Origin of the sequence: Geomonas terrae (assembly GCF_004791675.1) — a bacterium.
GTDB classification, from domain to species: domain Bacteria; phylum Desulfobacterota; class Desulfuromonadia; order Geobacterales; family Geobacteraceae; genus Geomonas; species Geomonas edaphica.
The window spans coordinates 522,998-539,083 of sequence record NZ_SRSC01000001.1 but is presented as its reverse complement, the minus strand read 5'-3'; the positions used below and the strand labels follow the sequence as shown (position 1 = coordinate 539,083).

Annotated in this window: 11 protein-coding genes; 5 read left to right on the top strand and 6 right to left on the bottom strand. The window is 61.5% G+C overall.

Translation table 11 applies throughout. The annotated features are described in order from the left end of the window. Positions 1–2 precede the first annotated feature (2 nt). The 4 genes from E4633_RS02315 to E4633_RS02300 form a co-directional block, all read right to left on the bottom strand. Complete coding sequence (locus E4633_RS02315) at positions 3–1,004, bottom strand: branched-chain amino acid ABC transporter permease (RefSeq protein ID WP_135868654.1); 1,002 nt, start codon at positions 1,002–1,004, stop codon at positions 3–5. A gap of 1 nt (position 1,005) precedes the next feature. Further along, complete coding sequence (locus E4633_RS02310) at positions 1,006–1,893, bottom strand: branched-chain amino acid ABC transporter permease (protein ID WP_246037871.1); 888 nt, start codon at positions 1,891–1,893, stop codon at positions 1,006–1,008. 146 nt (positions 1,894–2,039) lie between these two features. Continuing rightward, positions 2,040–3,281, bottom strand: coding sequence for an amino acid ABC transporter substrate-binding protein (locus tag E4633_RS02305; RefSeq protein WP_135868653.1), 1,242 nt, complete (start codon positions 3,279–3,281; stop codon positions 2,040–2,042). 369 nt (positions 3,282–3,650) lie between these two features. Next, positions 3,651–5,432, bottom strand: coding sequence for a sigma 54-interacting transcriptional regulator (locus E4633_RS02300; protein WP_135868652.1), 1,782 nt, complete (start codon positions 5,430–5,432; stop codon positions 3,651–3,653). A gap of 510 nt (positions 5,433–5,942) precedes the next feature. On the opposite strand from E4633_RS02300, the gene gabT reads away from it, so the two are divergent. From gabT to bfr, 3 genes are all read left to right on the top strand, one after another. Beyond that, positions 5,943–7,253 carry a 4-aminobutyrate--2-oxoglutarate transaminase gene (gabT, locus tag E4633_RS02295; protein ID WP_135868651.1) on the top strand — a complete coding sequence of 437 codons (1,311 nt, stop codon included), beginning with the start codon at positions 5,943–5,945 and terminating at the stop codon, positions 7,251–7,253. Between the two features lie 225 nt (positions 7,254–7,478). Further along, the gene (locus E4633_RS02290) at positions 7,479–7,961 is read left to right on the top strand and encodes an NUDIX hydrolase (protein WP_135868650.1); all 483 of its coding nucleotides are present in this window, start codon (positions 7,479–7,481) and stop codon (positions 7,959–7,961) included. A gap of 261 nt (positions 7,962–8,222) precedes the next feature. Beyond that, on the top strand, positions 8,223–8,690 hold the full coding sequence (gene bfr / locus E4633_RS02285; protein ID WP_135868649.1) for a bacterioferritin: 468 nt from the start codon (positions 8,223–8,225) through the stop codon (positions 8,688–8,690). A 91-nt stretch (positions 8,691–8,781) separates the two neighbouring features. Here the strand turns inward: bfr and E4633_RS02280 are convergent, their stop codons facing one another. Next, entirely contained in the window at positions 8,782–11,757 is a 2,976-nt protein-coding gene (locus E4633_RS02280) for an MASE3 domain-containing protein (protein WP_342791901.1), read from the bottom strand. A gap of 304 nt (positions 11,758–12,061) precedes the next feature. Here E4633_RS02280 and E4633_RS02270 point away from each other — a divergent pair, with 304 nt between their 5' ends. Both E4633_RS02270 and E4633_RS02265 read left to right on the top strand, forming a co-directional pair. Next, positions 12,062–12,790, top strand: a complete 729-nt coding sequence (locus E4633_RS02270; RefSeq protein WP_135868648.1) for an AzlC family ABC transporter permease — start codon at positions 12,062–12,064, stop codon at positions 12,788–12,790. Beyond that, positions 12,774–13,082, top strand: coding sequence for an AzlD family protein (locus tag E4633_RS02265; RefSeq protein ID WP_135868647.1), 309 nt, complete (start codon positions 12,774–12,776; stop codon positions 13,080–13,082). The genes E4633_RS02270 and E4633_RS02265 overlap by 17 nt, the downstream gene beginning before the upstream one ends. 168 nt (positions 13,083–13,250) lie before the next feature. Here the strand turns inward: E4633_RS02265 and E4633_RS02260 are convergent, their stop codons facing one another. Continuing rightward, complete coding sequence (locus E4633_RS02260) at positions 13,251–16,037, bottom strand: GPMC system transcriptional regulator (protein WP_135868646.1); 2,787 nt, start codon at positions 16,035–16,037, stop codon at positions 13,251–13,253. Positions 16,038–16,086 lie beyond the last annotated feature (49 nt).

Sequence of the window (16,086 nt, the reverse complement as noted above, 5' to 3'; positions counted from 1 at the left end):
GATTAGTTCCCCTCTTCCGGTACTGCCACGGCGGAGAGGGCCGCGGGTTCCGATGCCGGTTCAGGCTTTTCCTGCGGCCTGGCCACCGCCTTGCGTTTGACCAGGGTGCCCCAGAGGCCGTTGGGTATGAAGATGACGCTGATCGCGATCAGCGCGCCCAGGATGATGAGGTAGAGAAGCTGGAAGTCGGACAGGTACGCCCAGAAGATGGTCTTGAAGGCGAAGATGAGGATCGCGCCGAGCGCCGGTCCGAAGAGCGTGCCCATGCCGCCGAACACCACCATGACCACCGCCTGGTCGCTCACCAGGTCCCCCAGGGTGGAGGAGGGGTCGATGAAGGTGATCCAGTAGGCGTAGATGCCGCCCAGGATGCCGGTCGGGATCGCCGAGAGGATGAAGGACTGCATCTTCAGCATGGTCGGGTTAAGCCCCAAGGCCTTCGCCCCTTCCTCGTCCTCGCGGATCGCCTTCAGCTTAAGCCCGAAGGGGGCGCGCTCCAGGAGGTACCAAAGGACCAGGAAGATAGCCCCGACGGTGATGAGCATCAGGTAGTAGAAGAACAGCGGGTTCAGGAAGGCCTCGAGGCGCATACCGTCCGGGCCGCCGGTGAACTCGACGTTCAGGGCGAGCTGCTGGATGGCGCGCGAGAGCGCCCAGGTGGCGATGGCGAAGTAGGCACCCTTGAGCCGGAGCGTCGGGATCCCCGCGATGAGCGCGGTCAAGGCGGCCGCCACGCCGCCGAGTGGCAGCGCCACCCAGAAGGGGAGATGCGCCTGCATCATGAGGATGCCGATGGTGTAGGCGCCTATGCCGAAGAAGGCGCCGTGACCGAAGTTCAGGTAACCCGTATAGCCCGCGATGACGTCGAAGGCGATGGCAAGCCCGATCCACATGATCCCCTCGGTGAGCACGCGCAAGACGAAGGTGTCATGCATGACGAGAGGCAGGATCAATAGGGCTGCGGTGATGATGGCGAGGATGGCTGCGCCGCGACTGGTTTTCATGTCAGACCCCCTTGCCGAACAGCCCGCGCGGGGAAATCAGCAGGATGATGTAAAGGATGACGAACACGGCGAGCAGGGTGTGGCTCGGGTTGAAGTAGATCATGAAGATCGACTGCACGAGCCCGAGAAGAAGCGCCGCCCAGGGGACGCCGGCCAGGTACCCCATGCCCGCGAGGACCACCACGAAGAAGGCGAAGATGGTGTACTCGTTGCCCATCTGCGCGCCGATGGAGAGGATGCAGCCCAAAAGCACCCCGGTCATCGCGGAGATCCCGACGTAGATGCCGTACACGTAGGAACCGGTGCGCTTTGCGTTCACCCCCATGAGACCCGCGGCATCCTTGTGCTGCGCGAGCGCCCGGACGCCGAGGCCGAAATTGGTCTTTTTGAGGAGGTAATGCAGGATCAGGGTGATCGCAACAGCGTAGGCAAGCCCCATGAGGCGTACCGTCGGGATGGTCACGGTGAGGCCGATGGACTCGAGGTTGAAGGACCCTTCCGAGAACGCGGACGGGATCGAATTCGAGTAGAAGCCGAACGCGGTGAGGGCGAGCCCGCGGAACATGATGGCAAGGCCGAAGGTGAAGACGAGCCCCATCAGGAAGGGGTTCCCCTTGGTGCCCGAGAGCACCCGGTGGATCACCGGTTGGACCAGGTAGCCGACCCCGAAGTAGATGACGAAGATGACCGGCAGGAAGATGAAGGGATCGAGACCGGTCCATTTGTTCAGGTAGTAGCCGGTGAAGGCCCCGAACATGATCCACTCCCCGACGGCGAAGTCGATGACGTGCATGACCCCGTAGGTGAGCGAGAAAGCGATGGCGATGGTGATGTAGATCCCGCCCAGCAGAATCCCGTCGGTCAGGGCTTGTGGCAGCAGTTCCATCATAAAGCGAGTCCTCCAGCGTTGCGATTAAAGCAAATGCGGCAGTTACTTCATGGGGGCCGCGGGACGGCGTATCACCCGCACTCGCGGCCTTAACAGTCCCTGCCGGTACGGTGACCGGCAGGGGCGCTTTGTTTCATCTTCGAGGCTTAGCGGGATTTCCATTCCTTCATCGGGTACTGGGCGGCCGCTTCCACCGATGCCTTCGGGCCAACCGTCTTGATCTGGCCGTTCTGGATCTGGATGGTGAGCGGGTCGAGGCCGACGTTGGCGTGGTAGAACTCGCCGGAGGTGGCGAACTTCACGCGGCCGTAGAAGGTCTGCACGTCGATCTGCTCGAGCGCCTGCACGAGCTTCGCGCGCATCGCCTCGTCCATGCCCGGCTTCGCGCCGACCTTCTGGAGTGCGGTCTGGAAGGCGATGCCTGCCGCGGAACAGCCACCCTGGGTGTAGTCGCCAGGGTTCTTGAAGGCCTTCTGGGAGGCGGCGGCGTAGGCAGAAGCGGTCGGCCAGAGCACCTTGCTCTTGGTCTTGGCGGTGCCGGTCCAGCAGGTGGTGCCGAAGATCTGCTCGCCGTCCTTGCCTACCGCGTCGGTGAACGCCTTGTCGGTGATGCCACAGTGCATGAGGAGCGCTTTCGGGGTGTAGCCGATCTGCTTGAGCGCCTTCACGAACTTCACGTGCTCCTCGTCGTGGCCGCCGAAGGCGATGACGTCGGGCTTCATGCTGCGCACTGCGGAAAGAAGCGGGGTCATGTCCTGGCCGGAGGGGACGATGCTGAACTTGACGATCTTAAGCTTCGCTTTCTCGGCTGCGCTCTTGTAGGCCTCCGCGGTCGCCTTGGAGAAGGCGTCGTTGGAGCCGATGATGGCGATGGTTTTCGGAGCGGGCTTCAGCTCGGTGAGGGTCTTGATGGAGGTGGCGCCGGTGAAGTTGATCGGGGGGATGGTGCCGAAGGTGTACTTGAACTTGTTCTTCCAGATGAGCGGGCTCTCTGCGGAGCCGGTGATCATCGGGACCTTGTACTTGTCGACCACCGGTGCCACGGCGAGGGTTACGCCGGAGGAGTAGGGGCCGAGGATGAAATCGACCTTCTCCTGGGTGATCAGCCTTTCGGCTGCCGCTGCGCCGGCGGCGGGGTTGCTCTGGGCGTCGGCGTAAACCAGTTTCACCTGGTACTTCTTGCCCTGGACCTCGATGCCGCCCTTGGCGTTCACTTCCTGGGCCCAGAGGTCGTAGCCGCGCTTGGTGATGTTGCCGCCGGTCACGAGGTCACCCGAGAGCTCGGTGATGACGCCGATCTTGTAGAAGTTCCTCTGTTCCGCGTGGACCGGGATGGCCACGAAGAGGGCCGCGATGAGCAGCAGTACCCTGACGAATCCAAACTTCATTGTGCTACCTCCTGTTTGTGATGTTGCGATTAGAGTTCGGCCAGCGTTGCATTGCATTACATCCGGTGCTCGCGGCGCTCAGGCAGACGACGTCGGCTGTCGGCGACCGAAGGAGACCCGGCCCGCACCCTCGGCGCAGGTTGGCCGTATACAGCAGAAAGCATGCCAAGGAGGTGGCGACAGGTGAAAAGTGGGCGGCGACGGGGGCATCGGGACGGGAAATCGCGCTCCGTGGGGGCTGCACAGGGGTGTCCGCAGGAAAACGCACCTGGGTGGCGCGCCGTGTTTCGGCGGAACGGTTCCGTGGCGGGCGGGAAAATATTCACATCTGAATAACGAAAGAGAGTCCGTATACGGGCGGGGTGCCCGCTATGCGGTCAGTCCGTAGCGCTTGAGCTTCCGGGCTATGGTCGGCTGGCTCACGCCGAGCGCCTGGGCTATGTCGGCCTGGCTGCCGTGGGCCTCCACCGCCTGCGCGAGGAGCGCCCTTTCGGTGCTTTCGATCACCTGCGGCAGGGTCATGGTCTCGGGCCACTGCGCCGGCACCGCGTCGCCTGCGGCATCCCCCTTGGCGACATCGGCGGGGAGGTCCTGCAGGCTGATCACCTCGGTCTCTGTCATGACGACGAGGCGCTCGCAGAGGTTCATGAGCTCCCTCACGTTACCGGGGAAGGGGTAGCCTAGCAGGGTGTCGCAGGACGCGCGGGAGAGGCGTTTGCGGGTCTTGTGCTTCTTCGCGTACCACTCGATGTAGTGGAGGATGAGGGGGAGCAGGCATTCCTTGCGCTCCTTCAGGGAGGGGACGTGAATCGGGATCACCTTGAGGCGGTAGTAGAGGTCGAGGCGGAACTTCCCTTCCTCGACCATCTGCTCGAGATTTCGGTGTGTTGCGGCTAGGATGCGCACCTTCACCTCGCGGGGCCGGGTGCTGCCGAGGCGCATGATGGTGCCGTCCTCCATGAAGCGCAATAGCTTCACCTGCGAGGGGAGGGGGAGTTCTGCGATCTCGTCGAGAAAGAGGATGCCGCCGTCGGCGAGCTCAAAGTAGCCCGGTTTGCCGCCGGTCTGCGCGCCGGTGAAGGCACCCTTGTCGTAGCCGAAAAGCTCCGATTCTATAAGGGATTCCGGGATGGCGCCGCAGTTTATCTTGATGAGCGGCTTGTCGGCGCGCTCCGAGTTCTTGTGGATCAGGTCGGCGAAGAGCCCCTTGCCCACCCCGGAGGGGCCGAGGATGAGCACGGTCGATTCCACCTTGCTCACCTTGAGCGCCTGGCGCAAAGCCTTCAGCATGGCGGGGCTTTTTGCGATGATCTGCTGGTTTTCCAGTTGCTGTTCCTGCTGCATCTCGAGCATCTGGTTGCGGAACTGGTCCTTGATCGCCTCCTGATCCTCTAGTTCGCGCTGCAGGTCGTCGATTTCCGTTATGTCCCGCTCGCTTACCACGATACGGGTGATGCGGCCTGCGGAGTCGAAGACCGGAGTCGCGATGGTGATGAGCTTTTTCCCCTCGCGTGACTGCAGAAGGTTCACCCGCGAGCGGGTGCGGAGCACCTCGAGCGTCGCGGAACGGTCGAAAACACGCTGGTTTACCAGGTCGCGCATGTTGCGCCCCACCACGTCTTTTGCCTGCACGTTGTTGATGCGCTCGGAGGCGGGGTTGATGCGTACCACGTTCGCGTCGGCGTCGCAGATCCAGAGCCCGTCCGAGGAGGAGTCGATGATGGTGTCCAGTTCCCGGGTAAGCTCCTGGAAAAACTCCATTTGTTTCGCCATGTCCTCGAGTTCGGTGCTCTCCACGAAGACGCAGACCGCGCCTACCTGTTCCTGGTCCAGGAGCATCGGGCTCACCCGCACCAGGAAGTTCGACTCGATGCCGTGCACCGATATTTCCGCGCTGTTCCGCGAGGTTCCCAAAAGCCGCTGCGCCACCTTGGGCCAGAGTTCCGGGAGTACGTCGTTCAGGTGTACCCCCTGGAAGGCGCCGAACCCCTCGCGAACGGCCCGGTTAGCTAGGATGATCATCCCCGAGGTGTTGACGGCGAGGATGCCTACCTCGACGGCGTTCACCATGGCTTGGTAGAAGTGGTCCGAGCGCAGATCACCGTTGCCTAAAAAACCGATCAGTTCCACTGGGTTGAGCGAGCTGTTCACGGGCTGCGTCTCCTTCTTCCCGGCTTATTTTGCAAGTGTTGCAAGGCCGCTTAGGCGGCTTCGCGACGGCCGTTCACGGCGTCGCTGACGGGGGTGTTTCGGCGCATTATGCAGAATTGAATCAAATATTCAAGGATAAATAAAAAAGGAGTCTAAAACAGTCACGGCCCTTCATACCACTGTCACAGTCCTAAGTCCTTATTTTTCGTGTATGACATTTTCGGCCCTTGAAACAGGGGAACCCCTCGGCTCCTGTCTGTGCCCGTATGTGCAGATACATAGGCGCTCCATTGTATAAGGTTCGGTTCGTGTCTTAGCCTTGTTTACCTTTACGTCAAATCCCGATTTATGACTGGGCACGGGTAGACGGTGGGTGCTTGGTACGGTCCTTGTAGTGGGGGATATTCCGACGACGCCGTCGTACGCCGTCCGTGCCGATCCGCCACGTGGGCCGGAGTCCTCATCGAGCGACCCCGGCAGTCACAAATACTAGGCAAAGGAGCTGTATCCATGACCGCTGGTAACGAACAACTGATGGAGTTACGCAACCAACATGTTCCCGGAGGGGTCGCGCTTTTGAGCAACGCCTTCATCGCCAAGGCCCAGGGGGCCATCATGACCGACGTCGATGGGCGAGACCTGATCGATTTCGCCGGGGGGATCGGCGTCAACAACGTGGGGCACAGCCACCCCAAGGTCGTTAAGGCGATCCAGGAGCAGGCGGAGAAGTTCATCCACACCTGTTTCCATGTTGCGCCCTACCAGGGGTACGTCGAGCTTGCGCAGCGTCTGAACGAGCTAGCTCCCGGCAGCTCCGAGAAGAAGACCATGCTGGCCAACTCCGGCGCCGAGGCGGTCGAGAACGCCATCAAGATCGCCCGCTACGTGACCAAGCGTCCCGGGATCATCTCCCTTGAGAACGGCTTCCACGGCCGTACCCTGATGACCATGACCCTCACCTCCAAGGTGAAACCCTACAAGTACGGTTTCGGTCCCTTTGCGCCGGAGAGCTACCGCATCCCCTCCGCTTACTGCTACCGCTGCCCCTACGGTGAGACCTACCCGAGCTGCCAGTGCGCCTGCGCGCACAAGCTCGACGAGTTCTTCACCGGTTACGTGGCCGCCGAGCAGACCGCGGCGGTGATCATCGAACCGATCCAGGGTGAGGGCGGCTTCGTCACCCCGCCGAAGGAGTACTTCGAGATCGTGCAGGGGATCTGCAAGAAGCACGGCATCCTGCTCATCATCGACGAGATCCAGAGCGGCATGGGGCGTACCGGCAAGCTCTTCGCCATCGATCACTGGGGCATCGAGCCCGACATCATCACCACCGCCAAGAGCCTCGCCGGCGGGATGCCGCTCTCCGCGGTGACCGGCCGCTCCGAGATCATGAGCCTGCCGCATGCAGGCGGCCTGGGCGGCACCTACGGCGGCAACCCGCTCTCCTGCGCCGCGGCCCTTGCGGTCCTCGACATCTTCCTCAAAGACGGCCTGCTCGAGCGTTCCGTGAAGCTCGGGGACCAGCTGCAGGAGCGTTTCGCGAAGATGCAGGAGCAGTACGAGATCATCGGCGAGGTGCGCGGCAAAGGGCCCATGCTTGCACTAGAGCTCGTGCGCGACCGCAACACCAAGGCACCGGCCGGTGACCTGGCGAAGAAACTGGTCAAGCTCTGCTTCGACAAGGGGCTCGTCATCCTCTCCTGCGGCGCCCTCGGCAACGTGGTCCGCCTGCTGATGCCGCTCGTTATCACCGACGAGCAGCTGGAGCGCGGCCTCGCCATCCTCGAGGAGTCCCTGGCAGAGGTGAACGCAGAGATCTAACGCAGCTGCGGCGGCAACAATACGGCAACGGCAGTGTCCGGCATCTCATCGTTGGGGGAAGAGGTGCACAGGCACTGCCGTTGTCGTTTTTTAGCGGGAAACGTAGGCCTCGATTCCGGGTGGAGCATGACCGGTTAGTGATGATGGCGAGCTGGGCCCTTGCCAAGGCCGCGTTGCAAATGGCATAGTGTGCGAGGCAGTCAAAGGTGAGAAAGGAGGTGGCGCATGACCGGGAAGAGCGAGCCGCTGCACACGGTGATAGTTGGTTGTCTGGTCCGCAACGCCGAGAACCAGGTCCTGCTGATCCGCCACTATAGGCGCGGCTGGGAGATTCCCCAGGGGCACGTCGAAGAGCGCGAAAACCTCGTCGATGCCGCGAAGCGTGAGGTGGCGGAGGAGGCGGGGGTGAACGCCGAGATCGGTCCGCTAGCCGCCATGTGGTCCATGGTCTCGCCCAGCTCCGTGCTCATCTTCGGTTTTCTGGGGCGCTACCTTAGCGGGGAGCTGAACCCGACCGACGACAGCGAGGAAGCCGTCTGGGTTTCCGAGGAAACCGCCCTCGAAATGGTGGTGAGTCCCACCATGAGACAGCGGTTGGAGGCCTTGCTGTATTACGACGGCAGGGTCAGCTACCGGTCCTACTCGTTAAAGCCCTACCAGTTACACCTTGAGCGCGACCTGCTCGCCTGGCCCGACCCCACCCCGTAGGACGGCCCCCGCCGCCTGCAAAATCCGGCTGTGCTATCGTCGGCCCAGTTACTCCCTCCATGCATGATCCCGCACTCCGCAGTCTGCAGTTCACACCCCGCAGTCACAGCCACAGTCACAGCCACAGTCACAGTCACAGAGTGCGCTCCCACACTCAGCAGCCCATTTGACAGTTTGAAAACCCCTGTTTCAATTGTTCAGGCAAAAGTCACAGCGAAAGCATTTGGGGCGTTTGACAGGCTAACTACGGGGAGGTGTTAAATGAAAGGACATGAGAAAGTGATTGCCACGCTGAACGCGCGTCTGGCAGAGGAACTCACCGCAATCAACCAGTACTTCGTTCATGCTGAAATGTGTGAAAACTGGAATTACGAGAAGCTGCACGGCATGATCCGCAAGCGCTCCATCGACGAGATGAAGCATGCCGAGAAGCTGATCGCCCGCATCCTGTTCCTGGACGGCATCCCCATCGTGAGCAACTACAACAAGATGCACATAGGGGCCGAGGTTCCCGTGATGCACGAGAACGACCGGCAGGCAGAGGAGGGGGCCATCAAGGGGTACAACGAGAGCATCAGGCTCTGCGTCGAGCTCGGCGACAACGGGACCCGTGAGCTCCTGGAGTCGATACTGCACGACGAGGAAGAGCACATCGACCTTCTGGAGGCCCAGCTGGACCAGATCAAGCAGATGGGAATCCAGAACTACCTGACGGAGCAGATCGACTGAAAAGTGCCGCCTCGGACGTCAGCGCTGCAGGTTGGCGCCGCAACGCGAGTAGGGGATGGAGAAGGGAAAGGGGAGCGCCAAAGCTCCCCGATCATCCCAGGAGCGCGTGAATTTTGTTCAGGCACTCCCTGAAATCGATCGGCTTCGAAATGTAGTCATCCATCCCTGCCGCGATGCAGCGCTGCTCATCGTCTTTCATGGCGTGGGCGGTCATGGCGAGTATCGGTATCCTCCCGTCGCGCCCCGCCTCGATCTCGCGTATGCTGCGCGTCGCCTCGAACCCGTTCACCCGCGGCATCTGGACGTCCATAATCACCATGTCGAACGAGGCTTCCTGCCACCTCGCCACGGCCTGGATGCCGTCCTCGGCGAACTCTATCTCGTAACCTATTCTGGCCAGCATCGTCCCCAGCACCTGCCGGATGGTGGCGTCGTCCTCGGCGACCAGCAGCCGGCGTCCCTTGCCCATGCCCGGTGAGAAAGAAGCAGGCGCGACTGCCGGAGTGGCCGCCTCCGCTGCCCTTTGGGCCACGCCCAGGCGCACAGAGAAGGAAAAGCAGCTCCCTTTGCCTCCCTCGCTTTCCAGGAAGATACTTCCTCCCATCCGCTCGATGATCTCCTTGCTGATGGCGAGCCCCAGTCCGGTCCCCCCGTGGCTTCGGGTGTCTGAGTCATCAAGCTGGCTGAAAGAGCTGAAAAGGAGGTGCCGTTTCTCCTCCGGTATGCCGATGCCCGTATCGCGCACCGAGAAGCCGACTTCGATGGACCCGTCCGGGGCGGGCGCTCCGCTGCGCAGCGCGATCTGGACGCCGCCGCGTTCGGTGAACTTCACGGCGTTGCCGACGAGGTTAGTCAGCACCTGGCGCAGCCGGACCTGGTCTCCCAGCACGTGATCCGGCAACTGCTCGTCGACCTGCAGGGTGAGCTCGAGCCCCTTGCGCCGCACCTCCGGCATGACGATCTCCACGGTCTGGGAGAGGCAGGCGCGCAGGGCGAACGGTTTCGGGTCCAGCGAGAATTTCCCCGCCTCGACCTTGGCGAGATCGAGCACGTCGTTCAGGATCCGCAACAGGGATCCGGCTGAGCGCTGGGCGGTCTCGATATATTCGGTCCTTTCGGCGTCGTCGGCGGTCTGCAGGGCGAGGTCCAGCATCCCGAGCACGCCGGTCATCGGAGTGCGCAGCTCATGGCTCATGTTAGCTACGAACCTGCTCTTGGTATGGCTGGCCGTCTCGGCCACCTGCTTCGCCTGGCGCAGGCTCTCCTCCATCAGGTGCCGCTGCATGGCGATGGATACCTGGTCGGCAACCGCCTTCATGAGTGAGAGTTCGTCGTCATTGAAACTGTTTCTGCTGCGCGTGCCGAAGGAGAGCGTCCCCAGAACCCGTCCTTGTGACAACAGCGGGTGGCAAGCGTACGCGCGGACCCCGAGGGACTTTACCAGCTCCGTGCGCGGGTCCGGCGTCTCCGGGATGTTCTCGGCGACGATCCTGCAGGCATCCCGTGCCGCGCACCCGCAGACCGCTACCCCCAGATCCAGACGCCGGATCTCGGTCGCCCGTTCCTCGCTGATGCCCGCGCAAGCGTTCAGCTTCAGGATGCCTTCGGTCTCGTCCAGCAGATAATTGAAAAAGACGTCGCAACCGAGGAAATTCATGACCTCGCGACAGAGCTCGTCAGCCAGTTGTTGCGGTGCGCCGCTTTGCAGCAGCCGGCTGGCCGATGCCGCGAGAAGGTCGAGGCGCTGGTTGCTCCGCTTCAAGGCGGCCTCGCTTTCCTCGCGTTCGGTGATATCGACGCCCATGCAGACCGCCAGCGGGCGCCTGCCCTGCAGCACCGAGGCGCTGAAGGTCCAGTGTCGCGAGCGCCCTGCGAGGGTCCGTATGGGGAAATCGGCGTAGAAGCTCTGTCTCGCGCCGCTGAAGATGTCCTGCATCTGCGCCTGCACGGCCTGGGCGGCCGGGGGCGCCACATGCTGTATAAGCCATGCGTCGAAGCTCGTCATCTCGGCGCGACCGTAGCCGGTGAGTTCGACCCAGCTCCTGCTTACCTGGAGCACCTCTCCCTGCTGGGTCAGCATCACCACCGGGATCGGGGCATCTTCGATGGCGCGCCGGAACTGTTCCTCGCGTCCCCTGAGTGCTTCCTCCGCCTCCTTGCGCACAGCAGACTCGCGCTGCAACTCGGCGTACAGCTCCTCTTTCTCGACCAGCTCCTTGGTGCGCTGCTCCAGGGCGGCTTGCAGTTGTGCCTCGCTGCGCTTCAGGGCCTGTTCGCTCTGCTCGAGGCTACGGAACAGGAGCGCGGCGGGCTGCTTCAACCCGGTCGACACGATGGCCTGGTAGATCATGAAGGAGGAGAGAAAGAGGAGTAGGTGCCCGACGAGGTTCGCCTGCCCGTAGACACTCAGGTACTTCGTGAAGGCGAGGTCGGCGGTGGTACCGCTGAGCACGGCGACGAAAAGTGCCCGGAACACGTGGCTGTCGAAACGTTGCTTGTTCTTGTAAAGCAGGGCGGCTGCAGCAAGCAAAATGGAGATGATCACGTACTCGCTGTAGATCTTGAACGGTGTGAGCCCGCTCCCTTCAATGAAGCAGTCGGGAAAGTTTCCAGAAAATATGGCGAAGACGAGTAGGACGGTCGCGGTTACGAAGGCCGAGAGGGCTGCCTGCAGGTGGAGTTTCCTGACGATGAAAAGCGGAGCGGCCAGAAAAGAGAGGCTGACCACGTAGCGGGAGGCGATCCAAAGCTGCGTGGGGAGATTCGCGTCGTATCCGATGAAGATGCCAAGGCCCTTGAAAGAGAAGGTGTGTAGAAGCTGCAGGACCGATGAGGTGGAGAAGGCAAGGGCGAGGAAAAGGAAGTAGTGGTTGTCCAGGAACCTGCGTGAGTTCCAGGCGATGAAAAAGACACCGAGGGTGACGATGGTGCAAAAGAGTTCCACCAGAGTGTGGAACAGCAGATATGAGTAGAGGCTACAGATGTAGAGGATCAAAACGGCGAGCGCGAACGCGACGAAAGAGACGACCTGCGTCTCAGTCCGCTGCGTCTCGTTGCCGGTGGCCACCCCGCCCAAGTCTCCTCCTCACCTCTTGCAGCAAGGTTCCTTTTGTGCCCGTTCAGAACCCGCCGATAACGATCAGGACCTTATCACTGTCTCATAAGAACAGTCAAAGTATTTTTTAGGGTTTTGCGAACAATTGAATTCTATCTGGAGCATCGTGTGTGGGCTCATGTCCCGGAGTCCAAGGGGCAATACAGTAAGGCTCGATTAAATGTATGATTTGTGCCTATTGGTGACGGTTTGCCTATGGTAGTATCGACGCGGTATCCAGAGTATATCGGGGCGTATGAGCCTTTAAGGTGGGAGTATGAAACAGAGAAAGCCCGAGTTCATAAGAGGGGCGAGGGCCAATGTGCCTGTCGCCGCGAGCGCCATGGCCTATGGCAGCGTGCTGGGGGTGCTCGCCTCGCAGAAGGGGCTGGGCTGGCTCGACATGATGTACATGAACACCGCCGTCTTCGCCGGCGCCGCCCAGTTCGTCATGGTGGACATGTGGTCGAGCCATATGCCCATATTCGAGATGACCCTCGCCGTGCTTGTAATCAACCTGCGCTACCTGTTGATCGGCGCCTCGCTGGACCCGCTTTTCTCCGGCAAGAGGCTCCTGCACAAGATTGGGATGATGCATCTGGTCGCGGACGAGAACTGGGCGGTGACCATGTCCGAGCAGCGTCGCGGCAGTGCCAGCACATGGTTTCTCTTTGGCGGTGGGGTATTTCTGTACATGGCCTGGAGCAGCGGCACGCTCATCGGCCTGCTCGGGGGAGGCTTCATCAAGAGGCCCGAAGATTATGCCCTGGACTTCGCCTTCACCGCTGTGTTCACCGCGCTGGCGGTCGGTGTGTGGCGCGGGAAGAGCGACGTCATACCATGGGTTGTCGCTGGGGGCGCCGCCCTGCTTACCCATCACTTCCTGCCGGGAAAATGGTACATCGTGGCAGGCGGGCTTGCCGGTGCGTTGAGCGCGATGATCGGGCCGTGCGAGGCCGAGGTCGATGGTGAAGTAGAGGGGGAAGAGAATGCAGCCGGCTATTGAAACTCAGGTCATTATAGCGGTGGCGCTTGCCGCCGCGGTTACTTACTCGCTGCGTCTGGGGGGGCTGCTGCTCGCCTCGCGTTTTCCGCGCTCCGGGCGTTTCCGCAAAGGCATGGACGCCCTTCCCGGCGCGCTATTGTTCTCCCTGGTATTGCCCTCCATCGTCGCCGAGGGGGTGTGGGGCCTCATCGCAGCCGCAGTAACGGCGCTGGTGGTGCTGCGCTCCCGCAACACGCTAGCCGCCATGCTCTGTGGCATGCTGGTCATCTTCCTCGCGCGAAGGTTCAGTTGAGCCTGTCCGTAGCGGCAATTGATGCAGTTTCTCTTGTGAAACGCCGAGCTTCACCTACTCCTCAGTCACGTCCTTATGGTTTTTCCTTTGTTGCTACCCGTGCCACAAGTCGGGCTTGAGTCATTCGTTCTCGTAGGCAGCCCTCTGTAAGGAAAGCCTTCTCCAGTCCTAAATCTTCACCGTCTTGTAAAGGAAGTTCTTGAATCTAAAGAAGCGCTTCCTCTCTTCTTCGTCCTCCTGGGCGTCGCCGGTGATGGCTTTCAGATGCCGGGCGACCTCGGGCATGCTCTTGCCGGCGGCACTCCGACTCCGCTCGACTACCAGCTTCACCACGTCGCGGGAGATCCGGCTCTGTGAGTAGGGCTCGTAGACTGCTTCCCAAAAATCCTTTCCCGTCTCTATCTCGGTCATGATGCTGCTGGCCACTTCTTCGGCCAAACGCTCGGAGGCCGGCACCATCTGTTCCTGTGCACCATCCCTGATGGCTTTCCTGATGTCATCGCCGGTCACGAGTTTGCCGGTTCTGAAAAACAGCGCCCGCAGCAGGATGCTTCGCAACTCGCGGATGTTCCCTTTGTAGTTGTGGCCGACGAGGGCTTCCTTGGCGTCGTTTGAGAGGCTGGGCTCCTCTTCGCGGACCGCTTCCTCGGTGCTTCGGTAGGTCCGGTAGAGCTTGCCGAGGAAGTGGGTGGATAGGTCGGGGATGTCCTCACGTCGCTCGTTCAAGGACGGGACCACGACGGAGAGCTCGGTGAGGCGGTGGTACAGGTCTTCACGGAAATTCCCGAGGGCGATCTCTTTTCTCAGGTCCTTGTTCGTCGCGGCGACGAGCAGGACGCGGCTGATTCTCTCGCGGTTCTCGCCGAGGCGGACGAAGCCGCCGTTGTCGAGAAAGCGTAAAAGCTGCACCTGGGTCTTAGGGTCGGCGTCGCCGATCTCGTCGAGGAAGACGATGCCGCCGGAAGCCTCTTCGAGGATCCCCTTACGGTCGCTGTAGGCGCCGGTGAAGGCCCCCTTGATATGCCCGAAAAGTTCGGAGTAGGTGAGGTCCCCGCTGTAGGCGGCGATGTTGGTCTTCTTGACCGGGAGCTCGCCGTCCGGGTTGATCTGCTGCCGGTACAGTTCGTTCAGCTTGTTGTACAGGTTGTTGAAGAAGAATTCCTTGCCCGCCCCGGTGGGGCCCAGCACCAGTATGGACGGCAGCCCGATGGTGGCTTCCTGTAATACGTGGCGGCTCCATAGGGCGATTCGGTTCGAAAGCGGTTGGGAAACGGTGTTGATGAAGGCGACGATCTCCTGCGCCTTGCGGCTGTTGCCGATGATGTTGCCGAGGCGGTACGAGGAAACCTTCGGGTCCTTGTAGGCGATGTCGCTTTGCAGCTTGTTCACCTCGGACTGCAGGCGCTCGATGCGCTGGATGTCGGAGATGTGCCGGGACGTGAGGCGGTCGATGATCTGCAGGATACGCTTGTGCTCTTCGGTGAAATACCCTTCCTGCAGCGAGTTCAGACAGATGACGGCGATCACCTCGTCGTCGCTGATCACCGGAACGGCCATCTCGCTCTTGATCAGCTCGTTCATGGGACGGTGAAAGCCCGAATGCTGCGAGGTGTCGGTGACCTCTCCGATGATCTTCGGCTCCTTGGTCCAGGCGACGTAACCGGTCAGGCTGCGCTCCTGTACGGGGAGGTCTTCGCCGCCGATCTTGAAGGGCGGGATCTTCTTCTTGAGCCATTCCTTGTTCTTCGCGCCGACGATGGCCCCTTCCTCGTTCTCAACCACCAGCCACTTCTCACCCTCGCGCTCCTGCACGATGGCGATGCTCCCGGTGTCCGCGCCGATCAGCTCGGTTGCCTTGGAAAGCACCTTGGTGAGGAAGGGATGCAGTCCCTCGTTGCGCTCCTGCAAAAGGTCGGAGATCTCGGAGAGGACCTTGATCTCCAGGTGCTCGCCGCCGACCTCGTTGATGACGCGTTCCACCATCTCGGCGTGGGTCTGCAGAAGACCCTCTTCAAACTCGCTGAAGCTCGCCAACTCACGGGTGAAGTAGTTTATGAGGCAGATGAGGCGGCGCGTGTCCGGCTCGAGTCGCGGCACCATGTAGAGGGTTCGCAGCCCCATCTCCTCGGTGAGGGCACGGCGCTGGATGGTCTGGTCTTGCAGGTCGGCGATGAAGAGCGGTTTCAGAAGCTGGTCATCGGTGACGACGCCCGCCTCGTTCACATAGCGGGAGACAAGCGAGGTGCCGTGTTTCAGGTCGATGCTGCCGACGTTGTCGTAGCGCTGTTTGAGCTCCAGGTTCTCGGCATGGCTCGCCAGCACCTCCATGCCGCCGCGCACCGGGACTAGCACCGACGCGAGGGTGAGGCCGTCGATCAGGTGCACGGCGGAGCGGACCATGAAGCTCGCGGCTTCCCTTTTCTTGTAGACCTCGACGCGGCGGGCCAGCAGCAGTTGCTGGTGGTACTTCCGGGCATGGTCCACCCGTTCTCCGGCGCGGGCGAGAAATGGGATGAGCATCTCGATGCGGTCGCGGGAGAGGAGTTCCCCGTCCACGCAGGCAACCCCGATGGATTTGCCGTTGCTGGTGATCGGAAGCATGGTGGTGCCGTCGATCTCGAAACGCAGGGAAAAGTCCTGGTCGAGCGGGAGGCCGCTGCTCGCAGGACGCAGGAATTGTGCTGGCATCTGGGTTACGAAGGTATTCGAAACGGCCGCTTCGGCGGAGATGATGGGGAAGGTTTCCTGGCGGATCTCGGCGGCGAAGCTGCCGCAGGCAAAGGCACAGGAAAGGGCGCCGCGGGTGAGGTCTTCGAGGTAAATCCGTACCCGCTCCTGATCGGAGACGAGGCGCGCTCCCTCGCCGACCAGGTGCAGCATCTCGTCGAGGTTCTCTTTGCCATAGGCGGCGATGCGATCGCCAAGGGTCTTTAGTTGTTCTTCTGTAACAGGCATGTGCTCTCCTGAGTACATAATTTACACAGGGGCACGTTAAAGGAATTGG

Bases quoted from the DNA above. Each gene is read 5' to 3' on its own strand.
- E4633_RS02315 (WP_135868654.1), bottom strand. From the start codon at position 1,004: ATGAAAACCAGTCGCGGCGCAGCCATCCTCGCCATCATCACCGCAGCC.
- E4633_RS02310 (WP_246037871.1), bottom strand. From the start codon at position 1,893: ATGATGGAACTGCTGCCACAAGCCCTGACCGACGGGATTCTGCTGGGC.
- E4633_RS02305 (WP_135868653.1), bottom strand. From the start codon at position 3,281: ATGAAGTTTGGATTCGTCAGGGTACTGCTGCTCATCGCGGCCCTCTTC.
- gabT (WP_135868651.1), top strand. From the start codon at position 5,943: ATGACCGCTGGTAACGAACAACTGATGGAGTTACGCAACCAACATGTT.
- E4633_RS02290 (WP_135868650.1), top strand. From the start codon at position 7,479: ATGACCGGGAAGAGCGAGCCGCTGCACACGGTGATAGTTGGTTGTCTG.
- bfr (WP_135868649.1), top strand. From the start codon at position 8,223: ATGAAAGGACATGAGAAAGTGATTGCCACGCTGAACGCGCGTCTGGCA.
- E4633_RS02270 (WP_135868648.1), top strand. From the start codon at position 12,062: ATGAAACAGAGAAAGCCCGAGTTCATAAGAGGGGCGAGGGCCAATGTG.
- E4633_RS02265 (WP_135868647.1), top strand. From the start codon at position 12,774: ATGCAGCCGGCTATTGAAACTCAGGTCATTATAGCGGTGGCGCTTGCC.
- E4633_RS02260 (WP_135868646.1), bottom strand. From the start codon at position 16,037: ATGCCTGTTACAGAAGAACAACTAAAGACCCTTGGCGATCGCATCGCC.